General features: G+C 69.4%; 18 protein-coding genes and 1 pseudogene. 2 read left to right on the forward strand and 17 right to left on the reverse strand.

Annotation, left to right across the window (positions count from 1 at the left end; all coding sequences use genetic code 11):
• Positions 1 to 46: 46 nt before the first annotated feature.
• The 12 genes and pseudogenes from ACX1DX_RS00320 to pflB form a co-directional block, all read right to left on the reverse strand.
• Positions 47 to 967 carry an ABC transporter substrate-binding protein gene (locus ACX1DX_RS00320; protein WP_459397266.1) on the reverse strand — a complete coding sequence of 307 codons (921 nt, stop codon included), beginning with the start codon at positions 965 to 967 and terminating at the stop codon, positions 47 to 49.
• Between the two features lie 22 nt (positions 968 to 989).
• A complete protein-coding gene (locus ACX1DX_RS00325; RefSeq protein WP_182765929.1) occupies positions 990 to 1,655 on the reverse strand; it encodes an ABC transporter permease in 666 nt (221 codons plus the stop codon).
• Positions 1,652 to 2,284, reverse strand: coding sequence for an ABC transporter permease (locus tag ACX1DX_RS00330; protein WP_182765928.1), 633 nt, complete (start codon positions 2,282 to 2,284; stop codon positions 1,652 to 1,654). Before ACX1DX_RS00330 ends, ACX1DX_RS00325 begins: the two co-directional genes overlap by 4 nt.
• Entirely contained in the window at positions 2,281 to 3,099 is an 819-nt protein-coding gene (locus ACX1DX_RS00335; RefSeq protein ID WP_459397267.1) for an ABC transporter ATP-binding protein, read from the reverse strand. The genes ACX1DX_RS00330 and ACX1DX_RS00335 overlap by 4 nt, the downstream gene beginning before the upstream one ends.
• Positions 3,100 to 3,233: 134 nt before the next feature.
• Entirely contained in the window at positions 3,234 to 3,605 is a 372-nt protein-coding gene (locus ACX1DX_RS00340) for a YchJ family protein (protein WP_459398229.1), read from the reverse strand.
• A gap of 8 nt (positions 3,606 to 3,613) precedes the next feature.
• Positions 3,614 to 4,225, reverse strand: coding sequence for a hypothetical protein (locus ACX1DX_RS00345; RefSeq protein WP_459397268.1), 612 nt, complete (start codon positions 4,223 to 4,225; stop codon positions 3,614 to 3,616).
• A gap of 117 nt (positions 4,226 to 4,342) precedes the next feature.
• A complete protein-coding gene (locus tag ACX1DX_RS00350) occupies positions 4,343 to 4,684 on the reverse strand; it encodes a hypothetical protein (protein ID WP_459397269.1) in 342 nt (113 codons plus the stop codon).
• Between the two features lie 91 nt (positions 4,685 to 4,775).
• Positions 4,776 to 5,558 (reverse strand): hypothetical protein, encoded by a 783-nt coding sequence (locus tag ACX1DX_RS00355; RefSeq protein WP_182764512.1) that lies wholly within the window; start codon positions 5,556 to 5,558, stop codon positions 4,776 to 4,778.
• Positions 5,558 to 7,174 carry an alpha/beta hydrolase family protein gene (locus ACX1DX_RS00360; protein WP_459397270.1) on the reverse strand — a complete coding sequence of 539 codons (1,617 nt, stop codon included), beginning with the start codon at positions 7,172 to 7,174 and terminating at the stop codon, positions 5,558 to 5,560. Before ACX1DX_RS00360 ends, ACX1DX_RS00355 begins: the two co-directional genes overlap by 1 nt.
• Positions 7,171 to 7,479 (reverse strand): hypothetical protein, encoded by a 309-nt coding sequence (locus ACX1DX_RS00365; RefSeq protein ID WP_459397271.1) that lies wholly within the window; start codon positions 7,477 to 7,479, stop codon positions 7,171 to 7,173. The genes ACX1DX_RS00360 and ACX1DX_RS00365 overlap by 4 nt, the downstream gene beginning before the upstream one ends.
• Before the next feature lie 35 nt (positions 7,480 to 7,514).
• Entirely contained in the window at positions 7,515 to 8,372 is an 858-nt protein-coding gene (gene pflA / locus ACX1DX_RS00370) for a pyruvate formate-lyase-activating protein (protein ID WP_459397272.1), read from the reverse strand.
• A pseudogene (gene pflB / locus ACX1DX_RS00375) lies at positions 8,369 to 10,960 on the reverse strand (formate C-acetyltransferase). The gene pflA and the pseudogene pflB overlap by 4 nt, the downstream one beginning before the upstream one ends.
• On the opposite strand from pflB, the gene metG reads away from it, so the two are divergent.
• Complete coding sequence (gene metG, locus ACX1DX_RS00380) at positions 10,959 to 12,743, forward strand: methionine--tRNA ligase (RefSeq protein WP_459397273.1); 1,785 nt, start codon at positions 10,959 to 10,961, stop codon at positions 12,741 to 12,743. The pseudogene pflB and the gene metG sit on opposite strands and share 2 nt — an antisense overlap.
• A gap of 13 nt (positions 12,744 to 12,756) precedes the next feature.
• On the opposite strand, the gene ACX1DX_RS00385 is transcribed toward metG, so the two are convergent.
• The 4 genes from ACX1DX_RS00385 to ACX1DX_RS00400 form a co-directional block, all read right to left on the reverse strand.
• Positions 12,757 to 13,506, reverse strand: coding sequence for a succinate dehydrogenase/fumarate reductase iron-sulfur subunit (locus tag ACX1DX_RS00385; protein ID WP_459397274.1), 750 nt, complete (start codon positions 13,504 to 13,506; stop codon positions 12,757 to 12,759).
• The gene (locus ACX1DX_RS00390) at positions 13,503 to 15,416 is read right to left on the reverse strand and encodes a fumarate reductase/succinate dehydrogenase flavoprotein subunit (protein ID WP_459397275.1); all 1,914 of its coding nucleotides are present in this window, start codon (positions 15,414 to 15,416) and stop codon (positions 13,503 to 13,505) included. The genes ACX1DX_RS00385 and ACX1DX_RS00390 overlap by 4 nt, the downstream gene beginning before the upstream one ends.
• Complete coding sequence (locus ACX1DX_RS00395) at positions 15,413 to 16,063, reverse strand: succinate dehydrogenase/fumarate reductase transmembrane subunit (RefSeq protein ID WP_370585962.1); 651 nt, start codon at positions 16,061 to 16,063, stop codon at positions 15,413 to 15,415. The genes ACX1DX_RS00390 and ACX1DX_RS00395 overlap by 4 nt, the downstream gene beginning before the upstream one ends.
• Before the next feature lie 116 nt (positions 16,064 to 16,179).
• The gene (locus tag ACX1DX_RS00400; RefSeq protein WP_182765916.1) at positions 16,180 to 16,770 is read right to left on the reverse strand and encodes a uridine kinase family protein; all 591 of its coding nucleotides are present in this window, start codon (positions 16,768 to 16,770) and stop codon (positions 16,180 to 16,182) included.
• 183 nt (positions 16,771 to 16,953) lie between these two features.
• Between ACX1DX_RS00400 and ACX1DX_RS00405 the strand changes: the two genes are divergently transcribed.
• The gene (locus tag ACX1DX_RS00405; RefSeq protein WP_182764505.1) at positions 16,954 to 17,421 is read left to right on the forward strand and encodes a hypothetical protein; all 468 of its coding nucleotides are present in this window, start codon (positions 16,954 to 16,956) and stop codon (positions 17,419 to 17,421) included.
• Between the two features lie 63 nt (positions 17,422 to 17,484).
• Here ACX1DX_RS00405 and ACX1DX_RS00410 read toward each other — a convergent pair whose 3' ends face one another.
• The gene (locus ACX1DX_RS00410) at positions 17,485 to 19,284 is read right to left on the reverse strand and encodes a DUF2207 domain-containing protein (RefSeq protein WP_459397276.1); all 1,800 of its coding nucleotides are present in this window, start codon (positions 19,282 to 19,284) and stop codon (positions 17,485 to 17,487) included.
• Positions 19,285 to 19,297 lie beyond the last annotated feature (13 nt).

A 19,297-nucleotide genomic window follows, 5' to 3' on the forward strand; every position in this document is an offset into this window, starting at 1 on the left:
TCACGCTGGGCAGTCCCCGCGAGGGAGAATTCTTGACGTCCCTCCGTCAGAGGAGGCCGTTCTCCTCGAGCCAGTCGCCGGCGATCTCCTCTGAGCCCAGCTGCTCGTCGACGCTGCGGGCGTTGAGTTCGCGCAGCGCCTCCGGGGTGAGCTTCTCGTTCACCGACGCGATGGCCTGCTCGGCGGCGTGGTCGACCTTGTCGGAGACCAGCGGAACCACCTGCTGCGGCAGGATCAGGCCCTCCGGGTCTTCCAGCACGACGAGGTCGTTGGCGGCGATGGCGGGGTCTGCGGTGTAGATGTCGGCCACCTGGACCGTGCCGTCGGTGAGCGCCCGAACCGTCAGCGGGCCGCCCGAATCCTCCACCGGGAGCACCTCGATGTCGACGCCGTAGATCTCCTTCGCCCCCCCCGGTCCGTAGGGACGGGTGGCGAACTCGGAGTTCGCGGCCATCTTCAGCGGCTCCCCGACACCGGCCAGGTCGGCGATCGCCGTCAGGCCGTGCTCCTCGGCGAAGGCCGCCGTCACGGTGTACGAGTCCTGATCCGTGGCCTCGGCCGGGTCCAGTACGCGGAGCCCGTCCGGGAGAGCCTCAGCCAGGGCGGCGTTCACCTCGTCGGCGGTGCGGGCCGTGGTCTCGGCGTCGACGTACTGCAGCAGGTTGCCGGTGTACTCAGGGAAGACGTCGATCTTGCCCGCCTCCAGTTCCGGCAGGTAGGTCTCGCGCTGCCCGATCTGGAACTGCCTGTCCACCTTGTACCCCTCGGCCTCCAGCGCCTGGGCGTACAGCTCGGCGATGATCTCGTTGGAGTAGTACTGCTGGGAGCCGACGACGAGCGTCTGCCCGCCCACCGGCTGAGCCGAGGTGGCGTCGGCGGAGGGCTCGCCGAGTGGGTCTGTGGATGCGCAGCCGGCCAGGGCGAGGGCGGTGGCTGCCGCGAGGATGGTCAGGCGGAGGGCGGTCATGGTGGTTCCTTCCGTGAGGTGGTCAGGGGGTCCTGATACCGGCGGGCGTCACCCGGCGTTGCAGCCAGGCGAACACGAGGTCGACGATCAGCGCGATGGTCATCACGGCGAGCGCGGCCCCGAGCATCTGAGGGTAGTCCTGGGTGCGTAGGCCGAGGAAGAGTTGCCGCCCCAGACCTCCTGCCCCGACGTAGGCGGCGAGAGTCGCCGTGGCGATCACCTGCAGCATCGCCGAGCGGATGCCGCCGGTGAGCAGGGGTAGGCCCAGCGGCACCTCCACCCGCCACAGCACCTGGCGCGGACTGAGCCCGGTGGCACGTGCCGCGTCGATGGTGGCGGGCTCGATGGCGCGGATCCCGGCGTAGGCGCCGGCCAGGATGGACGGGACGGAGAGGATCACGAAGGCCACCATCGGCCCGACCAGGCCCACCCCGAAGGCCAGGCCCGCCAGGGTGAGGACCCCGAGCGTGGGCAGGGCGCGGGCTGTCCCCGTGGTGGCGACGGTCACGCCGTCGAACCGGCCGCTGTGCCCGACCAACCAGCCGACCGGCACCGCGATCAGGCACGCGATCGCCACGGCCACCACCGAGTAGGTCAGGTGCTCCACAGCCCGGTGCAGCACCCCGCCGTCGCCCATCAGGTGGGCGGGGTCGGTGAGCCAGACGACGGCGTCGATGAGGTGTCTCATGCGCGCCGCCACGGCAACAGCCAGCGTCCGAGCAGCACCCAGGCCGCGTCGAGGACCAGCGCCACGACGGCCGTCATGACGAGGCCGGTGAGGATCTCCGCGGTGATCCCGCGCTGGAACCCGTCGGTGAACAGCATGCCGAGGCTGGGGACGCCCAGCACGGCACCGACCGTCACCAGCGACACCGTGCTGACGGAGGTGACGCGCAGGCCTGCCAGCAGCGTGGGCCCGGCCAGCGGCAACTCGACCGTCAGGAACCGCGCCGCCCGGGTGTACCCGAGCGCCCTCGCCGCATCGACCGGGCCCTTCTCGTTGGCGCGCAGCGCGTCGACGACCGCCGGGACCATCAACGCCAGCCCGTACAGCGTGAGCGCGACGACGACGTTGAGGCTGTCGCGGACGCCGGTGCCGATCAGGGCGGGCAGCACGATGAAGAGCGGCAGTGAGGGGATGGCGTATAGGAGCGCAGCGCCAGTGACCAGCGGGGCGCGGAGCCGCCGCCGTCCCGCCGCGAAGCCTCCGATGACCAGGGCCACCAGGAAGCTCGCGGCGATGGCGGGCACCGCGAGGGCGAGGTGGGCGAGCGTGCGCTCCCAGATGAGGTCGAGGTTCGCGGTGATCCAGGTCACGACGGCTCCGCGAGTCTCCCCGCGGCGCGGCCACGGCCATCGACGACGATGCGGCCCTCCGCCGAATCCACGATGTGCAGCGCCCGAGCGTCCCTGCCCAGGCCCAGGAACTCCGCGACGAACGCGTTCGCGGGTGCCGCCAGGATGTCCGGACCGGTGCCCCGCTGGGCCACGTGGCCGCCCTGCTCGAGGATGATGATCTGGTCGCCCAGCAAGAGGGCCTCGTCGATGTCGTGGGTGACGAACACGATGGTCTTGCCCAACTCGGCCTGAAGGCGCAGAAGTTCGTTCTGCAGGTCCGCGCGCACTATGGGGTCGACGGCCGCGAACGGCTCGTCCATGAGGAGGATGTTGGGGTCAGCGGCCAGGGCGCGGGCCACGCCGACGCGTTGCTGTTGGCCGCCCGAGAGTTGCGCGGGGTAGCGACCAGCCAGGCCGGCGTCGAGGCCGACCAGTTCCATCAGTTCTGCCGAACGTCGATGGGCGTCGCGCCGCGTCGTGCCCAGCAGGCGGGGCACGGTCGAGATGTTGTCGACGACGGTGCGGTGCGGCATGAGACCCGCGCTCTGCATCACGTAGCCGATGCGTCGGCGCAGCGCGACTGGGTCCTGGCCGGCGATGTCCTCGTCGTCGATCAGCACCCGGCCCCCAGTGGGTTCCACCATGCGGTTTACCATCCGCAACAGGGTGGTCTTGCCGCATCCGGACGAGCCGACCAACACGGTGGTGGTGTGGGAGGGGATGCGCGCGCTGAACTCTGCCACGGCGGGCGTGGGGCCGCCGTACAGCTTCGAGACCTGCTCGAATTCGATCACGCGGCCACCGCCATGCTTGCGATCCTAGCCGCAGTGCGGGTCGCGAAGTGACGAGCCGGGCCGCCCGGAGTGCGCGACAGGCACGCATCCGGCGGAGGGCGGTCCGGAGCAGCAGTGGGCCGGGCCGCGGTGGCTCAGCTGACCGTGCCGTCGACGTAGTACCAGCGGCCGTCCACCTGGGTGAAGCGGCTGCGCTCCTGCAACACGCCCATGCCGTCGGGCGAAAGGAACGTGGCCGTGAACTGCACGGTGCCCTCGTCGTCCCAGGCGTTGCCCCGCTCGGTCTGCTCGATCACGAGGCCGGACCACTGGGTGCCGTCGCCGAGGCTGATCGACGGTGGGCGCGTCGTCGGGTGCCAGGACTCCATGAGGTAGTCACTCAGGCCGAGCACGAACGCGGAGTAGCGCGACCGCATGAGCGCGACGGCCGTGGGGGCCGGGCGGCCGTCGTGGAAGCGGCCGCAGCAGGCCGGGTAGACCTTGCCTGTGTCGCAGGGGCACGTCAGCGGTGCGCTTATAGGTTGTCTCCCCAGGTCCAGGTGATGTCGGCCTCGCGTTCAGGGGCGAAGCTACCACCTAGCTGAAGGCAGTTCTCCGGCGAGTCGAAGGACTCCGCGCCGAGCACGAGTCGCAGATCCTGGATTCCTCGCGCGCAGCGACCGTTGCTGAGCCACTTGAGGGTCAGTAGCGCGGAGGCGCCTGGCTCGAGGAGCGGGCTGGGCTCAGGGCCGAAGGCTGGTGCGGTGATCATGTCGCCCCAGATGTTGCCCAGGTCCCGGCCGCGCAAGACGGGTTCGGGAAGGGTGACCGTCTCGTCGGTGCAGTTGCGCACCCGCGCCCAGTGGAAGCGGCTGCCCAGCGCCGCGTCGTAGCCGACGAAGGCAACGGACAAGGCCTGACCTTCGGAGCAGGGCGGCTCCTCGTCGACGTACACGATCTGGGGCTTCTCCTCGACGGGCGGGTCCTGGTCCTGGGGTTCCATGCCCCGGGGGGATGGCTCGGGCTCCGGGAGACGGACCTCGGGCGGCAGTTCCGGCGGTGCCTCGACGGCCGGCTCGGCCCGCTGGGTCGCGACGCCACAGCCGCCCAGCAGTAGTGCCAGCACAAGAAATGTCAGGAACCTCATGCCCCGACCCTAGGGCCTGATCCCCGGTGGCTTCTGTGGGCGTCAGCCCCGCGGTACCCACGAGCCGCGGCGCTGGACCGAAGGAGGATCCGGGCTGGGACCACGGATGGACGCCGCTCAGCGACGCGCGATGCCGTAGTGCGCAGCGAGGGTGTCGAGCGTGGCGAGATCCACGTCCAACATTGTTTCGAACGTGTACTTCGTGAGGTTCGGGCTGAGGACGTGGACCATGATCGACGAGCGCCTGGCACCGTTGTCGCGGTGGACCGTGGCGATCTGCCGGCCCACCTCCTCCAGCAGCGCCTCGTTCGTGGCGGCGTCGTTGGTGTCCGAGCGGACGGTGCCGGAGACCCAGGCCGAGTCCCTCCCCCGAAGGCCCCCTGCATGGAGTAGCGGAAGTCCGTCAATTCCTCGACGTGGTCCAGCGGCTCCAGCGCCTCGACGAGGCGTTGATTCCATTCCTGGTCTGTGACCTCGGCGTCCTTGGATCCGCATCCGAACAGTCCGAAAACACCCACACCGACTCCCGTCAACAGTGCCCTTCGCTGCATCAACGTCCTCCGGCCGCGGCAGCAAGCCTGGAGACGAGTTGCGCCCCCAACTGGCCGGGCGGCACCTGGGTGATACCCGGGCGTCCGGGCACCATGTAGTAGAGGTTGCGCCCGACGGCCCAGGCGTCGTTGGACGCGGAGGGACCGGTGCTCGGCTCGCCCACGACGTAGGCGAAGACGCTGGCCTGAGGCTCGAGGGCGTCGCGGACGTCTGCGGGCAGGGTGGGGAGTTGCAGGAGCCGCTGGGCGAACAGGGTGCGCTCGTACTCCCACGCGGTGGGGACCTCCTCCAGCTTCAACGTCAACGGCACAGCCTCGTCGCCGCGGGGCAGCCGGGGCTGGGCGCGTGCGAGATCCAGCGGTGGAAGGGCGCGGCGCAGCAACAGCCACGGATCCGACGACGGCGCCAGCGCCACCTCGAGCATGGGATCCACGCCGGTGGCCTGCCACCCGTCATCGGCGGGCGCCACCGCGGCTCTCGACGTGACCGTCACCATGTCGTCGCCCAGCACGAAGACCATGGCGTCGAAGGCGACGTTCTGGAACACGGAGACCAGTTCCATCCCGGCGCGCGCCTGCTGGGCGACGCGCAACGCCAGTCCCCAGTCGGTGGCCAGGCCGCGCGGGGTGATGATGCCCGCCGCCTCCCAGCCCGCGAGGGTGTCCTCGTCTGCATGGGGGAGTGTGTCGTCGCGGATCTGTTCCATGGCCGCGGCCCAGGTCTCGAACCCCACCAGGCCCACGCGGATACCGTCCTGGGCCACCATCGTCTCGTCGGTCATCACTTCACCTCTCGTCCGAACTCTACGGAATAGGTGGTGGTCGTGCCGTTGAAGAAGCTGCCGTAGCTCTCCTCCAGGGCCTGGACCGGGCCCAACGCGGCCACATCCTGCCGGTAGGTGTCCTGCAGGTGGGTGTACGTGGGCAGGTAGTCCGCCGGCCCGGAGCCGGAGTGGTCGAGGGTGATGTTGGTCACGTTCCCCGGCACATCCCTCGTGCCGTCGAGCCGGTATCCGTTGACGTCTGTTCGGGGGACGGGGTCGTACTGGGTCTGGAAGTTGTAGACCGGCACGTCCGGCCGCATGTTCAGCGACTCCGTCGGCGCACCCGCGCTGATGATGCCCTTCACGTCCACGCCGCTGAGGAACTGGTCGTCCGTGATCAACTGCCCGGCCACGATCCCGCCCTGCGAGTGCCCCGTCAGCAGCAGTTCCGGCCGCCCGGTGGGTACCGGCAACCCGTTGGCGCGGCGGTGGGCCAGGTCCTCGGCTATGGCGTCCTGGATGGCCTGCGACGCGGCATGCGTGGCAGAGGTGGGGCCCACGCCGTGGTGGAGGAAGTTGGCGGCCCAGTCCAGCCCTGACGGCTGCCCGGCCCACCCCTCCATGGTCGTCATCGCGTGCGCGGTGCCGGAGATGGCGGCCACGTAGCGCACGTCGCCGTTCCCGTCCTCGACGGCGGTGACGGTGACCGAAGTGCGCTCGGCGCCCCCAGTGTCATAGGCCTTCATCATGGTCTCCATGACATCTGACAGGCCCGCGTAGCTGCTCTCCCGGGGATTGCGCTGCACCGGCCCGACGTAGGGCGTGCCGTCCTCGAAGATCTGCAGGTCCCGGCCCACCACGGCGTTACCGACGACGCCTGCGCCCTGCCCCAGCCGCGTGATGGCGTAGGCGCCGAGTTGCGAGAGGTAGGGCGCCTCTCCGTTCTCGCGCCAGTTCGCCAGCCACTGCGGCGGGTTCTCTCCCAACTCCGCCCAGCGGTCCCAGGCGGAGCCCACCGCCTGGGCGCGACGGTCGAAGAAGTCCTGGACGCTGGCGGCCGCGTCGGTGGCGGTGTCCACCGCCCACTCCATGCCCTCGCCGACCCGGTTTCCGATCCAGCGCCCACCGTCGACGGCGGCATCGCCCCAGCCGACGATCGTGCTCTGCGCATCTGCCGCCCACAGTTTCGCCGCGAGGGAGGCGTCGCAGGCGTTCAGCCGGAACAGCAGCGAGACGACGGAGGCGCTGAGCTGCATCCTGACCACTGGGCGGCGCGGGTCGAGGCTGAAGCCCTGCTCGTTGGCGATCCCACCACTGTCGCCGATGGAGAAACCCCACCGGTGGGCCTTGTCGAGGGTGCTGTGTTGCGCGTGCTGGATGTCGTCGAAGGTGCCGGCGGCGCTGTCCAGCGCGCTCGCGACGGGCGGCAGTTCGTCGGCGCGGCGCCGCACGGACCTGGTGAGGGTGCGGTGGGCTCGGCGACCCCGGCCGGCGGCGTCGCCGTCCCAGGTGGAGAAGTCGTATGACTCCAGCTGCCCGTGTATCCGCGTCAGGGCCGAGTGGCTGTTGAGCAGGCCCTGGGCCTGTGCCCGCAGTTCGACGGGCTGCATGGCGAGGCCGTCGGACCACCTCACGGCAGGCCTCCGAAGAAGCCCGTCGCCGCCTCGGCGGCGGCATCCTCGGCGGACCGGTAGTTGCGGGCGGTGGTGTCGAGCGCGGTGGCGAACCCGAGGAGGTCTGTCGTCAACTGCTCCGCTGAGGTCACCCACTCGGCGTCGGTCCCGGCGGCGCGCCCGGCGCTCAGGCTGCCGGGCAGCGCAGCCACCACCCGGTTGAGGCGCATGCCCTCCGTGGCGCCGGGCGCATCCGCCGCGAGCGCATGCGCGTCGTCGGCGGTCTGCTCAAGCGCGCCGTAGTCGACCTTGTAGCCCTCACCCATGCCCCTGACCCTATGCAGGGCAGGGGTCACGGAGGCTAGCCCCTGAAGGTCGGGAGACCGTGGGCCCGGAACTGGCCCATCACCCGCTCGATGAGGTCCTTCGACGGGGGCTCGGTGTCCGCGAGTTCGTAGGGGATGCCCAGTGACTCCCACTTGTCGCGGCCCATCTGGTGGAACGGCAGCACCTCGACCCGTTCGACGGCATCACCCAGCGTCGCGACATGCGTGGCGACCGCGTCGACGTTGGCCACGTCGTCGGTCAGGCCCGGGACCAGCACGAAGCGGATCCACATCCGGTTGCCCCGCTCCGCGAGGCGGCGGGAGAAGTCGAGCGTGGGCTGCAGTTCGCGCCCGGTGGTGCGGACGTAGGTGTCCGGGTCACCCGATTTGATGTCCAGCAGCACGAGGTCGACGTCGTCCAGCAGTTCGTCGGACGCGTTCCGCCCCAGGAAGCCGGAGGTGTCGAGGGCGGTGTGCAGGCCCATCTCCTTCGCGGCGCGCAACAGGCGTCCTGCGAAGACGGGTTGGAAGAGGGGTTCGCCACCGGAGAGCGTCAGCCCGCCGCCTGTGGCGCGGAAGACCCCGCGGTACCGGCGCACCCTGGCCACGATGTCGTCGAGCAGGACGGGCTCGCCCTTGTTCGTGAAATACGTGTCCGGGTTGTGGCAGTAGAGGCAGCGCAGCGGGCAGCCGGCCAGGAAGACCGTCAGCCGCGTGCCCGGCCCGTCGACAGCGGTGACGAGTTCCCAGGAATGGACGGAGCCGAGCTCACCGCTGCGGACGGCAGCGATGTGCTCGGCGTGCGTCATGTCGCCGGCCGACGCGATGCCGGCCGTGCCCGACGTCGCGCGCAGGCGCGGGACGTCGAGCAGTGGCAGCTCTTCTGTGGTCACGCGTTCCCGTGGAACGTGCGGGCCAGGACGTCGCGCTGCTGGTCCTTGGTGAGCTTCACGAAGTTCACCGCGTAACCCGAGACGCGGATGGTCAGGTTCGGGTAGTTGTCCGGGTTCTCCATCGCGTCCTCGAGGGTCTCGCGGTTGAGCACGTTGATGTTGGCGTGGAACAGGCCGGGCTGGTGCGAGCGCTCGTCGCGCGACGCCTTCATCGTGGCCAGGCGCTCATCGAAGGTCTTGACTGACATCTGGGGTTCTCCTTAGTTCTCGGGCACGAAGCCGGCGTCGAGCAGGCCGACGAGGTTGCTCACCTGTTCGGCCTTGTCGCGGCCGAGGCCCGACGGGGTGATGGTGTTGGTCAGCGAGATGCCGTCGAGGGCATCGTGGTAGTCGAGCTTGCCCACCGACAGCATGGAGGCGAGCATGCCGTGCGAGTCGGCGCCGTTCTCCGGGTTGGCGCCCGGCGCGAACGGGGCGCCGGCCTTGTGGCCCGAGGGGAAGGCGCCGGTGTTGCGGCCGTACACGACGTTCGAGGTGATCGTGAGCACGGACTGCGTGGGCAGCGCGTCGCGGTAGAGGTGCTGCGCGCGGATCTTCTGCATGATCGTGTGCACCACGACGGCGGCGATCTCGTCGGCACGGTCGTCGTCGTTGCCGTAGCGGGGGAAGTCACCCTCGGTCAGGTAGTCGATCACGAGGCCGGTCCCGTCGCGCACCGGGGTGACGGTGGCGTAACGGATGGCCGACAGCGAGTCCGCCACGATCGACAGGCCGGCGATGCCGCAGCCCAGCGTGCGCAGGATCTCGGAATCGTGCAGCGCCATCTCGATCGACTCGTAGGCGTACTTGTCGTGGCTGTAGTGGATGATGTTGAGCGCCTCCACATAGGTGGCCACCACCCAGTCCAGCACCTGCTCGTAGCGGTGCCACACGTCGTCGAAGTCCAGGGGGCCGTCGCCCGTGACGGGCTCGTAGCCCTCCACGATCTGCTTGCCGCTCATCTCATCGCGGCCACCGTTGATGGCGTAGAGGAGCGCCTTGGCGGCGTTCATGCGGGCGCCGAAGAACTGCATCTGCTTGCCCACCCGCATGGGGGACACGCAGCACGCGATGGCCGCGTCGTCGCCCCAGTAGTCGCGGATGCGGTCATCTGCCTCGTACTGCAGCGAGCTGGTCTCGATCGAGATCGCCGCGCAGAAATCCTTGTAGCCCTGGGGGAGGGCCGGATCCCAGAAGACGGTGATGTTCGGCTCGGGGGCGGGGCCGAGGTTGCGCAGCGTCTGGAGCAGACGGAACGAGGTCTTGGTGACCATCGAGCGGCCGTCCTCGCCGAGGCCCGCGTCGGACCAGGTGGCCCAGTAGGGGTCGCCGGAGAAGATCTGGTCGTAGTCGATGGTGCGCAGGAACCGCACGATGCGCAGCTTGATGACCAGCGCGTCGATCATCTCCTGGGCGTCGGTCTCGGTGATGAGGCCGGCGGCCAGGTCACGCTCGAAGTAGGCGTCGAGGAAGGCCGACAGCCGGCCGATCGACATGGCCGCGCCGTCCTGGCTCTTGATGGAGGCGAGGTAGCCGAAGTACGTCCACTGCACGGCTTCCTTGGCGGTGCTGGCGGGACGCGAGATGTCGAAGCCGTAGATCTCGCCGAGGTGCTTCAGCTTCTGCAGGGCCTTGATCTGCTCGGAATGCTCCTCGCGGTAGCGGGCCCAGTGCTCGCTGAAGCCCTCGTCGGCGACTGCGTCCTTGGCGCGCTTCTTGTCCTCGATGAGGGCGTCGACGCCGTAGAGGGCGACGCGGCGGTAGTCGCCGATGATGCGACCACGTCCGTAGGCATCCGGCAGGCCGGTGATGATGTGCGAGGAGCGTGCGGCGCGGATGCGCGGCGTGTAGATGTCGAAGACCGCCTCGTTGTGCGTCTTGCGGTACTTGGTGAAGATCTCCTTGACGTGCTCGTCCGGCTTGGTGCCGGCCTCGCGCAGCGCGGTCTCGACCATGCGCCAGCCGCCGAACGGCATCATGGCGCGCTTCAGCGGGGTGTCGGTCTGCAGGCCGACGACCACGTCGTCGCCCTTCCAGATGTAGCCCGCCGGGAAGGCGTCGATGTCGGCCGGGATCTCGGCGTCGACGGCGAACACGCGGTTGCGGCGCTCGACGGAGAGGTAGTTGTCTTCGAGGCGCTGCCAGGTGGCAGTCGTCTTCTCGGTGGGGCCGGCGAGGAAGGAGGCGTCGCCGTCATACGGGGTGTAGTTGCGTTGGACAAAGTCCCGCACCTCGATCTGGGTCCGCCACGGGCCCTCTGTGAATCCGTCCCACTCGGTGGGGTCGTTTACCAATGTGTCTTCGGCTACGTTCAACGTCACGATTGAGTAGTTTACGACGATTTGTAGGACTAAGCGATTCGGGCACAGTGGTTGAGCGGTGGAGGCCCCGGCAGGGGCCCAGAGTTTGGATAAATCCGCACCAGGCGGCCCCGCAGCTCCCAGAAGGTGGGCCGGTGGGCAGAGTGAACGAGCGCTTCCGCACGCCGGAACCCGGCGGATTTCCGCCACATCGCCGCCCTCAGGCAGCGACGATAGGATGACGCGCATGAGTCACGTTCTTGCTGCCGTTGCCTGGCCCTACGCCAACGGCCCCCGCCATATCGGTCATGTCTCGGGCTTCGGGGTTCCCTCCGATGTGTTCTCCCGGTACATGCGCATGGCGGGCCACGACGTGCTCATGGTCTCCGGCTCGGACGAGCACGGCACCGCCATCCAGGTGAAGGCCGATTCAGAGGGCCTCACGGCTCGCCAGACGGCGGACAAGTATCACGGCCAGATCGTCTCGGACCTGCAGGGCCTCGGCCTCAGCTACGACCTGTACACGCGCACCACCACACCGAACCATTACCACGTGGTGCAGGAGATCTTCACCGCACTCTACGAGAACGGCTACATCGTCGCGAAGACGCAGATGGGCGCCATCTCGCCGTCGACGGGGCGCACCCTGCCGGACCGCTTCATCGAGGGCACCTGCCCCATCTGCGGGTACGACAACGCCCGCGGCGACCAGTGCGACAAGTGTGGCAACCAGTTGGATCCGGCAGATCTCATCGACCCGAAATCCAAGGTCAACGGCGAGACCCCCAACTTCGTGGAGACCGAACACTTCTTCCTCGACCTGCCGAAGCTCGCACCGCAGCTGGCCGAATGGATCGATTCGCGTGAGGACTGGCGCCCCAACGTGCTGAAGTTCTCGCACAACCTGCTCAAGGAGATCCGTGAGCGCGCCATCACGCGTGACCTCGACTGGGGCGTGCCCGTCCCGCTCGACGGCTGGCGCGACGCCCCGATGAAGCGCATCTACGTGTGGTTCGACGCCGTCATCGGCTATCTCTCCGCATCCATCGAATGGGCCAAGCGCACCGGCGACCCGGATGCGTGGCGCAAGTGGTGGAACGACGATCAAGCCACCTCCTACTACTTCATGGGCAAGGACAACATCGTCTTCCACTCCGTCATCTGGCCGGGCATCCTGCTGGGCGCCAACGGCCAGGGCACTATGGGCGGCACCATCCGTCCCGAACTCGGCGAGCTGCGGCTCCCCACAGAAGTGGTCAGCTCCGAGTTCATGACGATGCGCGGCTCGAAGGTCTCCAGCTCGCGCGGCGCCTCCATCTTCGTTGGCGACTTCCTCAACGAGTTCGGCCCGGATGCGCTGCGTTACTACATCGCCGTGGCCGGCCCCGAGAACCAGGACACGGACTTCACGTGGGAGGAGTTCGTCCGCCGGACCAACTTCGAGCTGGCCAACGAGTGGGGCAACCTGGTCAACCGCTCGATCTCCATGGCGCACAAGAACAACGGCGCCATCCCGGCCATGGGCGAGCTCACCGACGAGGACCGGGCACTGCTCGACGCGTCGCGGGAGGCCTTCCACACCGTCGGGGACCACATCGCCGCCCGCCGCTTCAAGGCCGGCATCACCGAGGCCATGCGGGTCGTCGGCCTCGCCAACAAGTACATCTCCGACATGGAGCCCTGGAAGCTGAAGGACGACCCCGCCCGCCGCGACACCGTCCTGCACGTCGCCCTCCAGGTGATTTCGGACTGCAACACGCTCCTCACCCCGTACCTCCCGCACGCCGCGCAGCAGATCTTCGAGGCGCTCGGCAACGAAGGTGTGTGGGCCGCGCAGCCGCAGATCGTCGACGTGACCGACGGTGACCTGACCTACCCCACCCTGCAGGGCGATTACGCGTCGCAGCAGGCGGTGTGGGAGTCGCGCCCCATCGTCGCCGGCACGCCGTTGCAGAAGCCCTCGCCGCTGTTCACGAAGCTCGACGAGAAGCTGGGCCAGACCGGCCCCGCGTTCGCGCCCATCCCGGAGTAGGCCGGCTCTATCCTCAGCTGTCGCGCCCGCGGAAGGCGGCGCGGAGCTGATCCCGGTGCACGGCCGCCACTGCGGTGAGCGGGATCCCGGCCGGACACACCTCCACGCATTCACCATAGGTGGAGCAGGGGCCGAACTGGGCGTCCAGCGCCTCTCCCACGGCCCGGGCGCGCTTGCCGCGCTCCAACTTCCCGTGCGGGATCAACGCGAGATGGGCGAGCTTCGCGCCGGCGAACAGGTGGGCCGCGCCGTTGGGGCAGGCGGCGACGCACGCGCCGCAGCCGATGCACGCCGCGAAATCCAGGGCGAGTTCGGCGTCGCCGTGGCCGACGAGCAGGTCGTCGGCGTCCGGTGCGGTGCCGGCCATGATGTCGACGTGCCCCCCGGCCTCGATCAGCCGGTCCAGCGACGAACGGTCCACCACCAGATCCCGCACGACGGGGAACGCAGCCGAGCGCAGCGGCTCGATGCGCAACGTCGAGATGCCCCCGAAGGCGCGCAGGTGCTGTCGACAGGACGGCGTCTTCGGCACCGGGCCGTGGGGGCGGTCGTTGACCGTCACACCGCAGGCACCGCAGACCCCCTCCCGGCAGTCGGATTCGAACTGGATCGGCTCCACGCCCGAGTCCGCCAGTTGGTCGTTGAGCCTGTCCAACAACTCGAGCAGGCTCATCTCCGGCGTCGCATCGTCGACGACATGCGTCTCGAAACGTCCCTCGGCCGTGGGCGAATCCTGCCGCCAAACCTCTATCTCTATTCTCATCGGTAGTTCCTCACCGCCAGGGGCACCAGGTCGAAGCTGAGTTCCTCCAGGTGCCGGGTGTGCCTGCCCTCCGTTGTGGTCTCCCAAGCGGAGACGTTGCACCAGCGCCCGTCGTCGCGGGCAGCCTCGCCGTCGGCCGTCGCGAACTCCTCGCGGAAATGGGCCCCGCAGGATTCGGTGCGGTCCAGCGCGTCGAGGACCATCAGCTCCGCCAATTCGAGGAAATCGGCGACTCTCGCGGCGCGCTCCAACTCCTGGTTCAGCCGGTCGGCAGGCCCGGCGACCCGCACGTCGCGCCAGAACTCCTCGCGCAGCGCCCGCACCTCGTCGAGCGCCGCCCGCAGGCCCTGCTCGCTGCGTGACACGCCGCAGCCGCGGTACAGGATCTCGCCGAGGCGGCGGTGGAAGGCGGCGGGGCGGGCCACGCCGTCGTTGTCGACCAGCCTCCGGGTGCGGTCCCGCACCCAGGCCAGCGACTCGGCGGCCTCAGCCGAGCCCGCTTCGAGGAGGGGAGTGCCGACGAGGGGCGCCAGGTAGTTCGGCACCGACAGCGGCAGCGTGAACCAGCCGTCGACGCAGGCGCTCAGCAGCGAGTTCGCGCCCAGCCGGTTGGCGCCGTGGTAGTTGCTGCCCGCCTCGCCGCCGACGAACAGGCCGGGCACCGTCGTCATCTGGTCGTAGTCGCTCCACAGGCCGCCCATGGTGAAGTGCGCCCCCGGGGCGATCCGCATCGGAACGGCGTACGGATCCTCGCCCGTGGCGTCCTGGTACATCTCGAACAGGTTGCCGTACCGCTCGGCGATCGCGGGCCGTCCCAGCCGTGCGATGGCATCGCGGAAGTCCAGGTATACCGAGTTCTTCAACGGCCCGACGCCTCGGCCGGCCTCGATCTCGTCCCTGGCCGCTCGCGAGGCGATGTCGCGCGGCGTCAGGTTGCCGAAGGCGGGGTAGCGGCGCTCGAGGTAGTAGTCGCGCTCGGCCTCGGGGATGCTGCCCGCCGGCCGATCATCACCGGGCTTCGCGGGTACCCAGATGCGGCCGTCGTTGCGCAGAGACTCGCTCATCAGCGTCGTCTTGGACTGCCAGTGCGAACTCACCGGCAGCGCTGTGGGGTGGAACTGCACGAACGACGGGCTGGCGAACAGCGCGCCGCGCCGGTGGGCCCGCCAGGTGGCCGTCGCATTGGAGTTCATCGCCAACGTGGAATGGAAGTAGACGGAGCCGTAGCCGCCGGTGGCCAGCACGACGGCGTGGCCGGGAGTGAAGCCGACCTCGCCGGTGACCAGGTCACGGGTCACAATGCCCTGGGCGCGGCCGTCGGCCACGACCAGGTCCAACATCTCGGTGCGCGTGTGCAGCCGCACAGTGCCGCGCGACACCTGCCGGAGCAGCGCCTGCGCGGCGGCGACCTGCAGCTGCTGGCCCGTCTGGCCGCGCGTGTAGTACGTCCGCGACACCTGCACGCCGCCGAACGAGCGCGTCGCCAACTGCCCGCCGTACTCGCGGGCGAAGGGGGCGCCGATGGCCTGGAGGTGGTCGATCACGCGGACCGACTCGGTGGCCAGCCGCACGACGTCGGCCTCGCGACCGCGGAAGTCGCCGCCCTTGACGGTGTCGCTGACGAACCGTGCCAGGGAGTCGCCGTCGACCTTCCGGGCCCGGGCCGCGTTGATGCCGCCCTGGGCCGCGACACTGTGGGCCCGCCGCGGCGCATCGTGGAACGTGAAGCACTCGACGTGGTAACCCAACTCTCCCAACGCCGCAGCGGCGCCGGCCCCGGCCAGGCCGGTGCCCACCACCACCACGGTCATCTTTCGCCGGTTCGCGGGGCTGACGAGACGGTATTGCGACGTGCGCCGCGCCCACGCGGTGGCGGGGTTACCGGCCGGCACGTGCGCGTCGAGCATCATGCGATCACCCCGGCCAGGACCAGCACGGGAATGGCGGCGTTCCCGGCTACGACGGCCAACGCCAGCACCGCGCCGACGGCGGCCCAGGCTGCGCGGAACCGCCGCCCGGTCACGCCCCAGTCCTGCAGCAGCGCGCGCCAGCCGTGCCAGATGTGCGCGCCGATGACCACCATGGTGAAGGTGTAGAAGGCCGCCATCCACGGCCGCGAAAAGCTCGCCACCAGGTTCGCGTAGGCGGGGATCACCCCGTCGGGGCCGGCGTGGGCGTAGGAGCCGGGGGCGACGAGGGCGCCAATGGTGAGGTCCAGTAGGTGCACCACCACGAACACGAGGATGACCACCCCACCGGGCAGCATGGTGCGCGCGCCCCAGGCGGTGGCCCGTGGCATGGACCGACGGCGGTGGGAGCCGCGCGCCGCACGCCCACGCAGCCACAGCGTCACCGCCGCCCACACGTGGACGACCAGGCTCACCGCGAGGGTCACTCGGAGGGCCCAGAGCACGCCCTTCTTCGGGATGAGTGGGTAGCCCACTTCACGCAGCCACGTCGCGTAACCGTCCAGGGAGGCGGGACCCCCGTAGACCTTGAGGTTGCCGATCATGTGGATGAACACGAACCCCACGAAGACCACGCCCGTGACGGCCATCACCTGCTTCAGCGCAAAGGTGCTGGGTCGTTTCCTCATCGCGGCCGGTCGTTCCAGTACGGCGGTCATGTCCCGACCGTAGCCCAGCACCCGCCGGGATCAACCGCCGGGGTGAGTCACCGTCGCTTCACGGAGCCGAGGGCCCGGCGCATCGACATCCCCCGGAAGCCGGCCGCCAGCGCGGCCCGCCGCAGCGCCGGCTCGGAGCGGTAGAGGGCCCAGCCGCGGCGGAGCAACAGCACCGGTGGCTTGCGGTGCTCCTTGAGGTCGCGGGCCAGGCGTCGCAGGAAGTTGGCCGCCCGTCGCCTGTCCAGCCACAGGGCCTCCACCGTCAGACCTTCGGCGCGGGCGGCGGCTAGCGCCTGGATGGCGAAGATGCCCTCGGCCAGCACGATCTGCGCGGTGCCGAGGTCGACGGTGCGGGTCCCGACCCGTCGGGACAGGGAGATGTCGTAGACAGGCAGCTCCGCCCGCCCGTCCCGCAGCAGGGTGCGCAGCGTGTCGACGGCCAGTTCCATGTCCCAGCAGGCGACATCGTCCCAGTCCGGGATGCCCATGGGCGTCATGGGGAGATCCGGATGGTCGAGGTCGCGGTAGAAGTCGTCGAGGGACAGCGCGACGACGTGCTCGCCGTCGGCTGCGAGGCTGGTGATGCGTGATTTGCCGCTGCCGGAGGGACCCGCGATCAGCACCAGCGTTCGAACCATGGGACAGAATCCTAAGCCACAGACCAGCGCCGATCAGCATCGGCCACCGGCGCTGGGGGCTGTGCCCGCGACCGCCCCGGCCTGAGCACGCGACACCAAGGGGTGTGGCGGAGGTGTGGCGCCTCTGGTGTGCTGGACGGATATCCCGCTGCGCCAGCAGCGCGAGACCGGAAGGGACGCAACATGAACGACCTGTCGCCCACCCTGATCGCGGTGATCATCGCCGCCATCATCATTGTCATCGTTGTGATCGTGCTCATCGTCCGCGCCGCGGGCAAGCGCAGGACGGAGCAGCTCGTCGAGGATCGGCGCCATGCGGAGGAGTTGCGGCGGGACACTGACCGCGACCGGGTGGCCCTCCGCGAGCAGGAGCTGGGCGTGCGTAAGCAGGAGCTCGAGGCGGAGCAGGCCCGGGTGAACGCCGAGAAGGCCCGCATCGAAGCGGAGCGGATCGAGCGGGAGGCCGCCGAGCGGCGCGGCAGTCTGGCCGAGACCCAGGCGGACATCGACCGGCGTACCCGCGAGGCCGAGGAACTCGATCCCGACCGTCGCGACGACGGTTCGATCCGCCACGATGCGCACGAGCTGCGCGACACCGACGCCCACCGCGGCGTCACAGACGACCACCGTCGAGACGACCATCGCCACTGATCCCGCTCAACGAACGAGGGGCGACTCCACCGGAGTCGCCCCTCGTTCGTGTTCGGGTGAGGTTCACCAGCTTCCGCCGCCACCGCCGCCGAAGCCGCCCCCGCCGCTGAAGCCGGAGAAGCCGGACGAGCCGCCCGTGGCCTGGCTCATGCCGTCCATCCGGGCCTCGTTCATGACGCTGTTGAACGAGCTGGTGAGGTTGTTCATGGCGCTGGCGAAGTAGTAGCCGTGCATGAGATCTGCGCCGATGTACCACGAGGTGTCGGCCTGGTAGATGCCCTCGGCGCCGAGTTGCGCGAACAGCTTGGACCAGCGGTCCGCGACGCCGAACACGATGGCGTAGGGGAGGTACTTGGAGAAGATGTCCTCGCCCTCCTCGAAGCGGAGGGTCTCTTTCTCCGCGGTGCGCAGGTACAACTCGAAGCCCTTCGCCTGCGCCAGGTAGGCCGAGCCGGTGGCCGTGCGCTTGCGGAAACCGCCGGACAGCAGGATCAGGCCGATGCCGAACAGCGCCACCGGGATGGCGAGCAGGCCCCAGCCGAAGGCGCCGAAGACGAACCCGATGCCGACGGCCACCAGCAGGAGCAGCACACCCATGCCGATGGGCACCATCTGCGCCACCTGGGGATTGCTCTTGAACCAGCCCTTCTGGACGACGGCGTTGTACAGGCCCTGCCGCGCGTCGGGCAGCACATTCTGGAACTTCGCCTTGCTCAGTTCGCGGGAGCGACGCACGGCCTGGCCCTTGAAGATGTCGCCCAGCAGCTTGCGCTCATAGGGCAACAGGGTCTCGCCCGCCGGCGGATTGGTGGCGTAGAGGGTGAAGTCCTTGCGCCCGTCCGATTCGATCTGCAGGAAACCGCGCACGGCCAGGTCGATGATGGTCGCGGACACGTCGACGTTGTCGGCCGTCGCGTCGATCAGGGTGCCGATCTCGCCGGGGGTGGCGCCCTTCGGCGGATGGAACTGGACGGTCACGGGGGTCTTGCCCGCCTTGGTGCCGACGCGTCCCTGCTCGCCCGCTGTGGGCGTGAGGCCCGGGGTCAGGCCCAGGAAGACCTCGTCGCGGGTGTGCCTGCGGCGCACGATCAGCAGCCCGGCGATGGCCGCGATGAGGCCCGCGCCGGTGACCGCGCCGGTGGCGGGGGTCAGCTCGAAGGGGCTGACGATCTCCTCGATGGTCTGCGTGGCGCCGCCGAAGGTGCCGGCGGGGAACCCGGCGACGACCTGCACCGGGGTCTTCGGGTTGACGGCGGGGACGGCGAATGTGGCGCTGTTGCCGCTGTAGGACGTCTCACACGGGGTCTGGTTGTCGTAGGGGCCGTAGAAACAGGCCGTCTTCTCCACGCCCGCGGGGCCCGTCACGGTGACCCGCACGTCGCTGAACCGCGACTCCCACGCGGGGCCGATGACGTCCCAGTTGAACTCGTCGAGGCCAGACTCGGGATGGTCAGAGGCGATGAGGCCCTTCACGTCGTAGGAGACGACGTAGTCCTGGGGCGTGGTGTTGACCACGTTGGCATTGCCGATGCGCAGCCGGAAACCGTCGGAGCTGCTCTCACGCTGCACGTCGGTGCGGGCACCGGTGGGGGAGGAGACGCTGATGTTGTCGTACTCGAAGATGTAGCGCTTGCCGTCGCCCTCCTGCTGGGTGGGGAACAGGAAGTAGGGCCCCCGCCCGTTGAACGCCGCGAAGTCCATCGTGAAGTCGACCTCCACCTGGGCGATCCCGTCCTCGGTGAGGTTGACGTCGACGTAGTAGCGCGTGATCGGCGCCGAGTCGTCCGCGGCGGCGGGTACCACGGCCCAGGCGGTGAACAGGACGAGCAGAAGTGCCGTGAAGGCGGCGCGCAGCTTGAGCATGGTTCCAGAGTAC

Source organism: Tessaracoccus zhenghani (genome assembly GCF_054552775.1).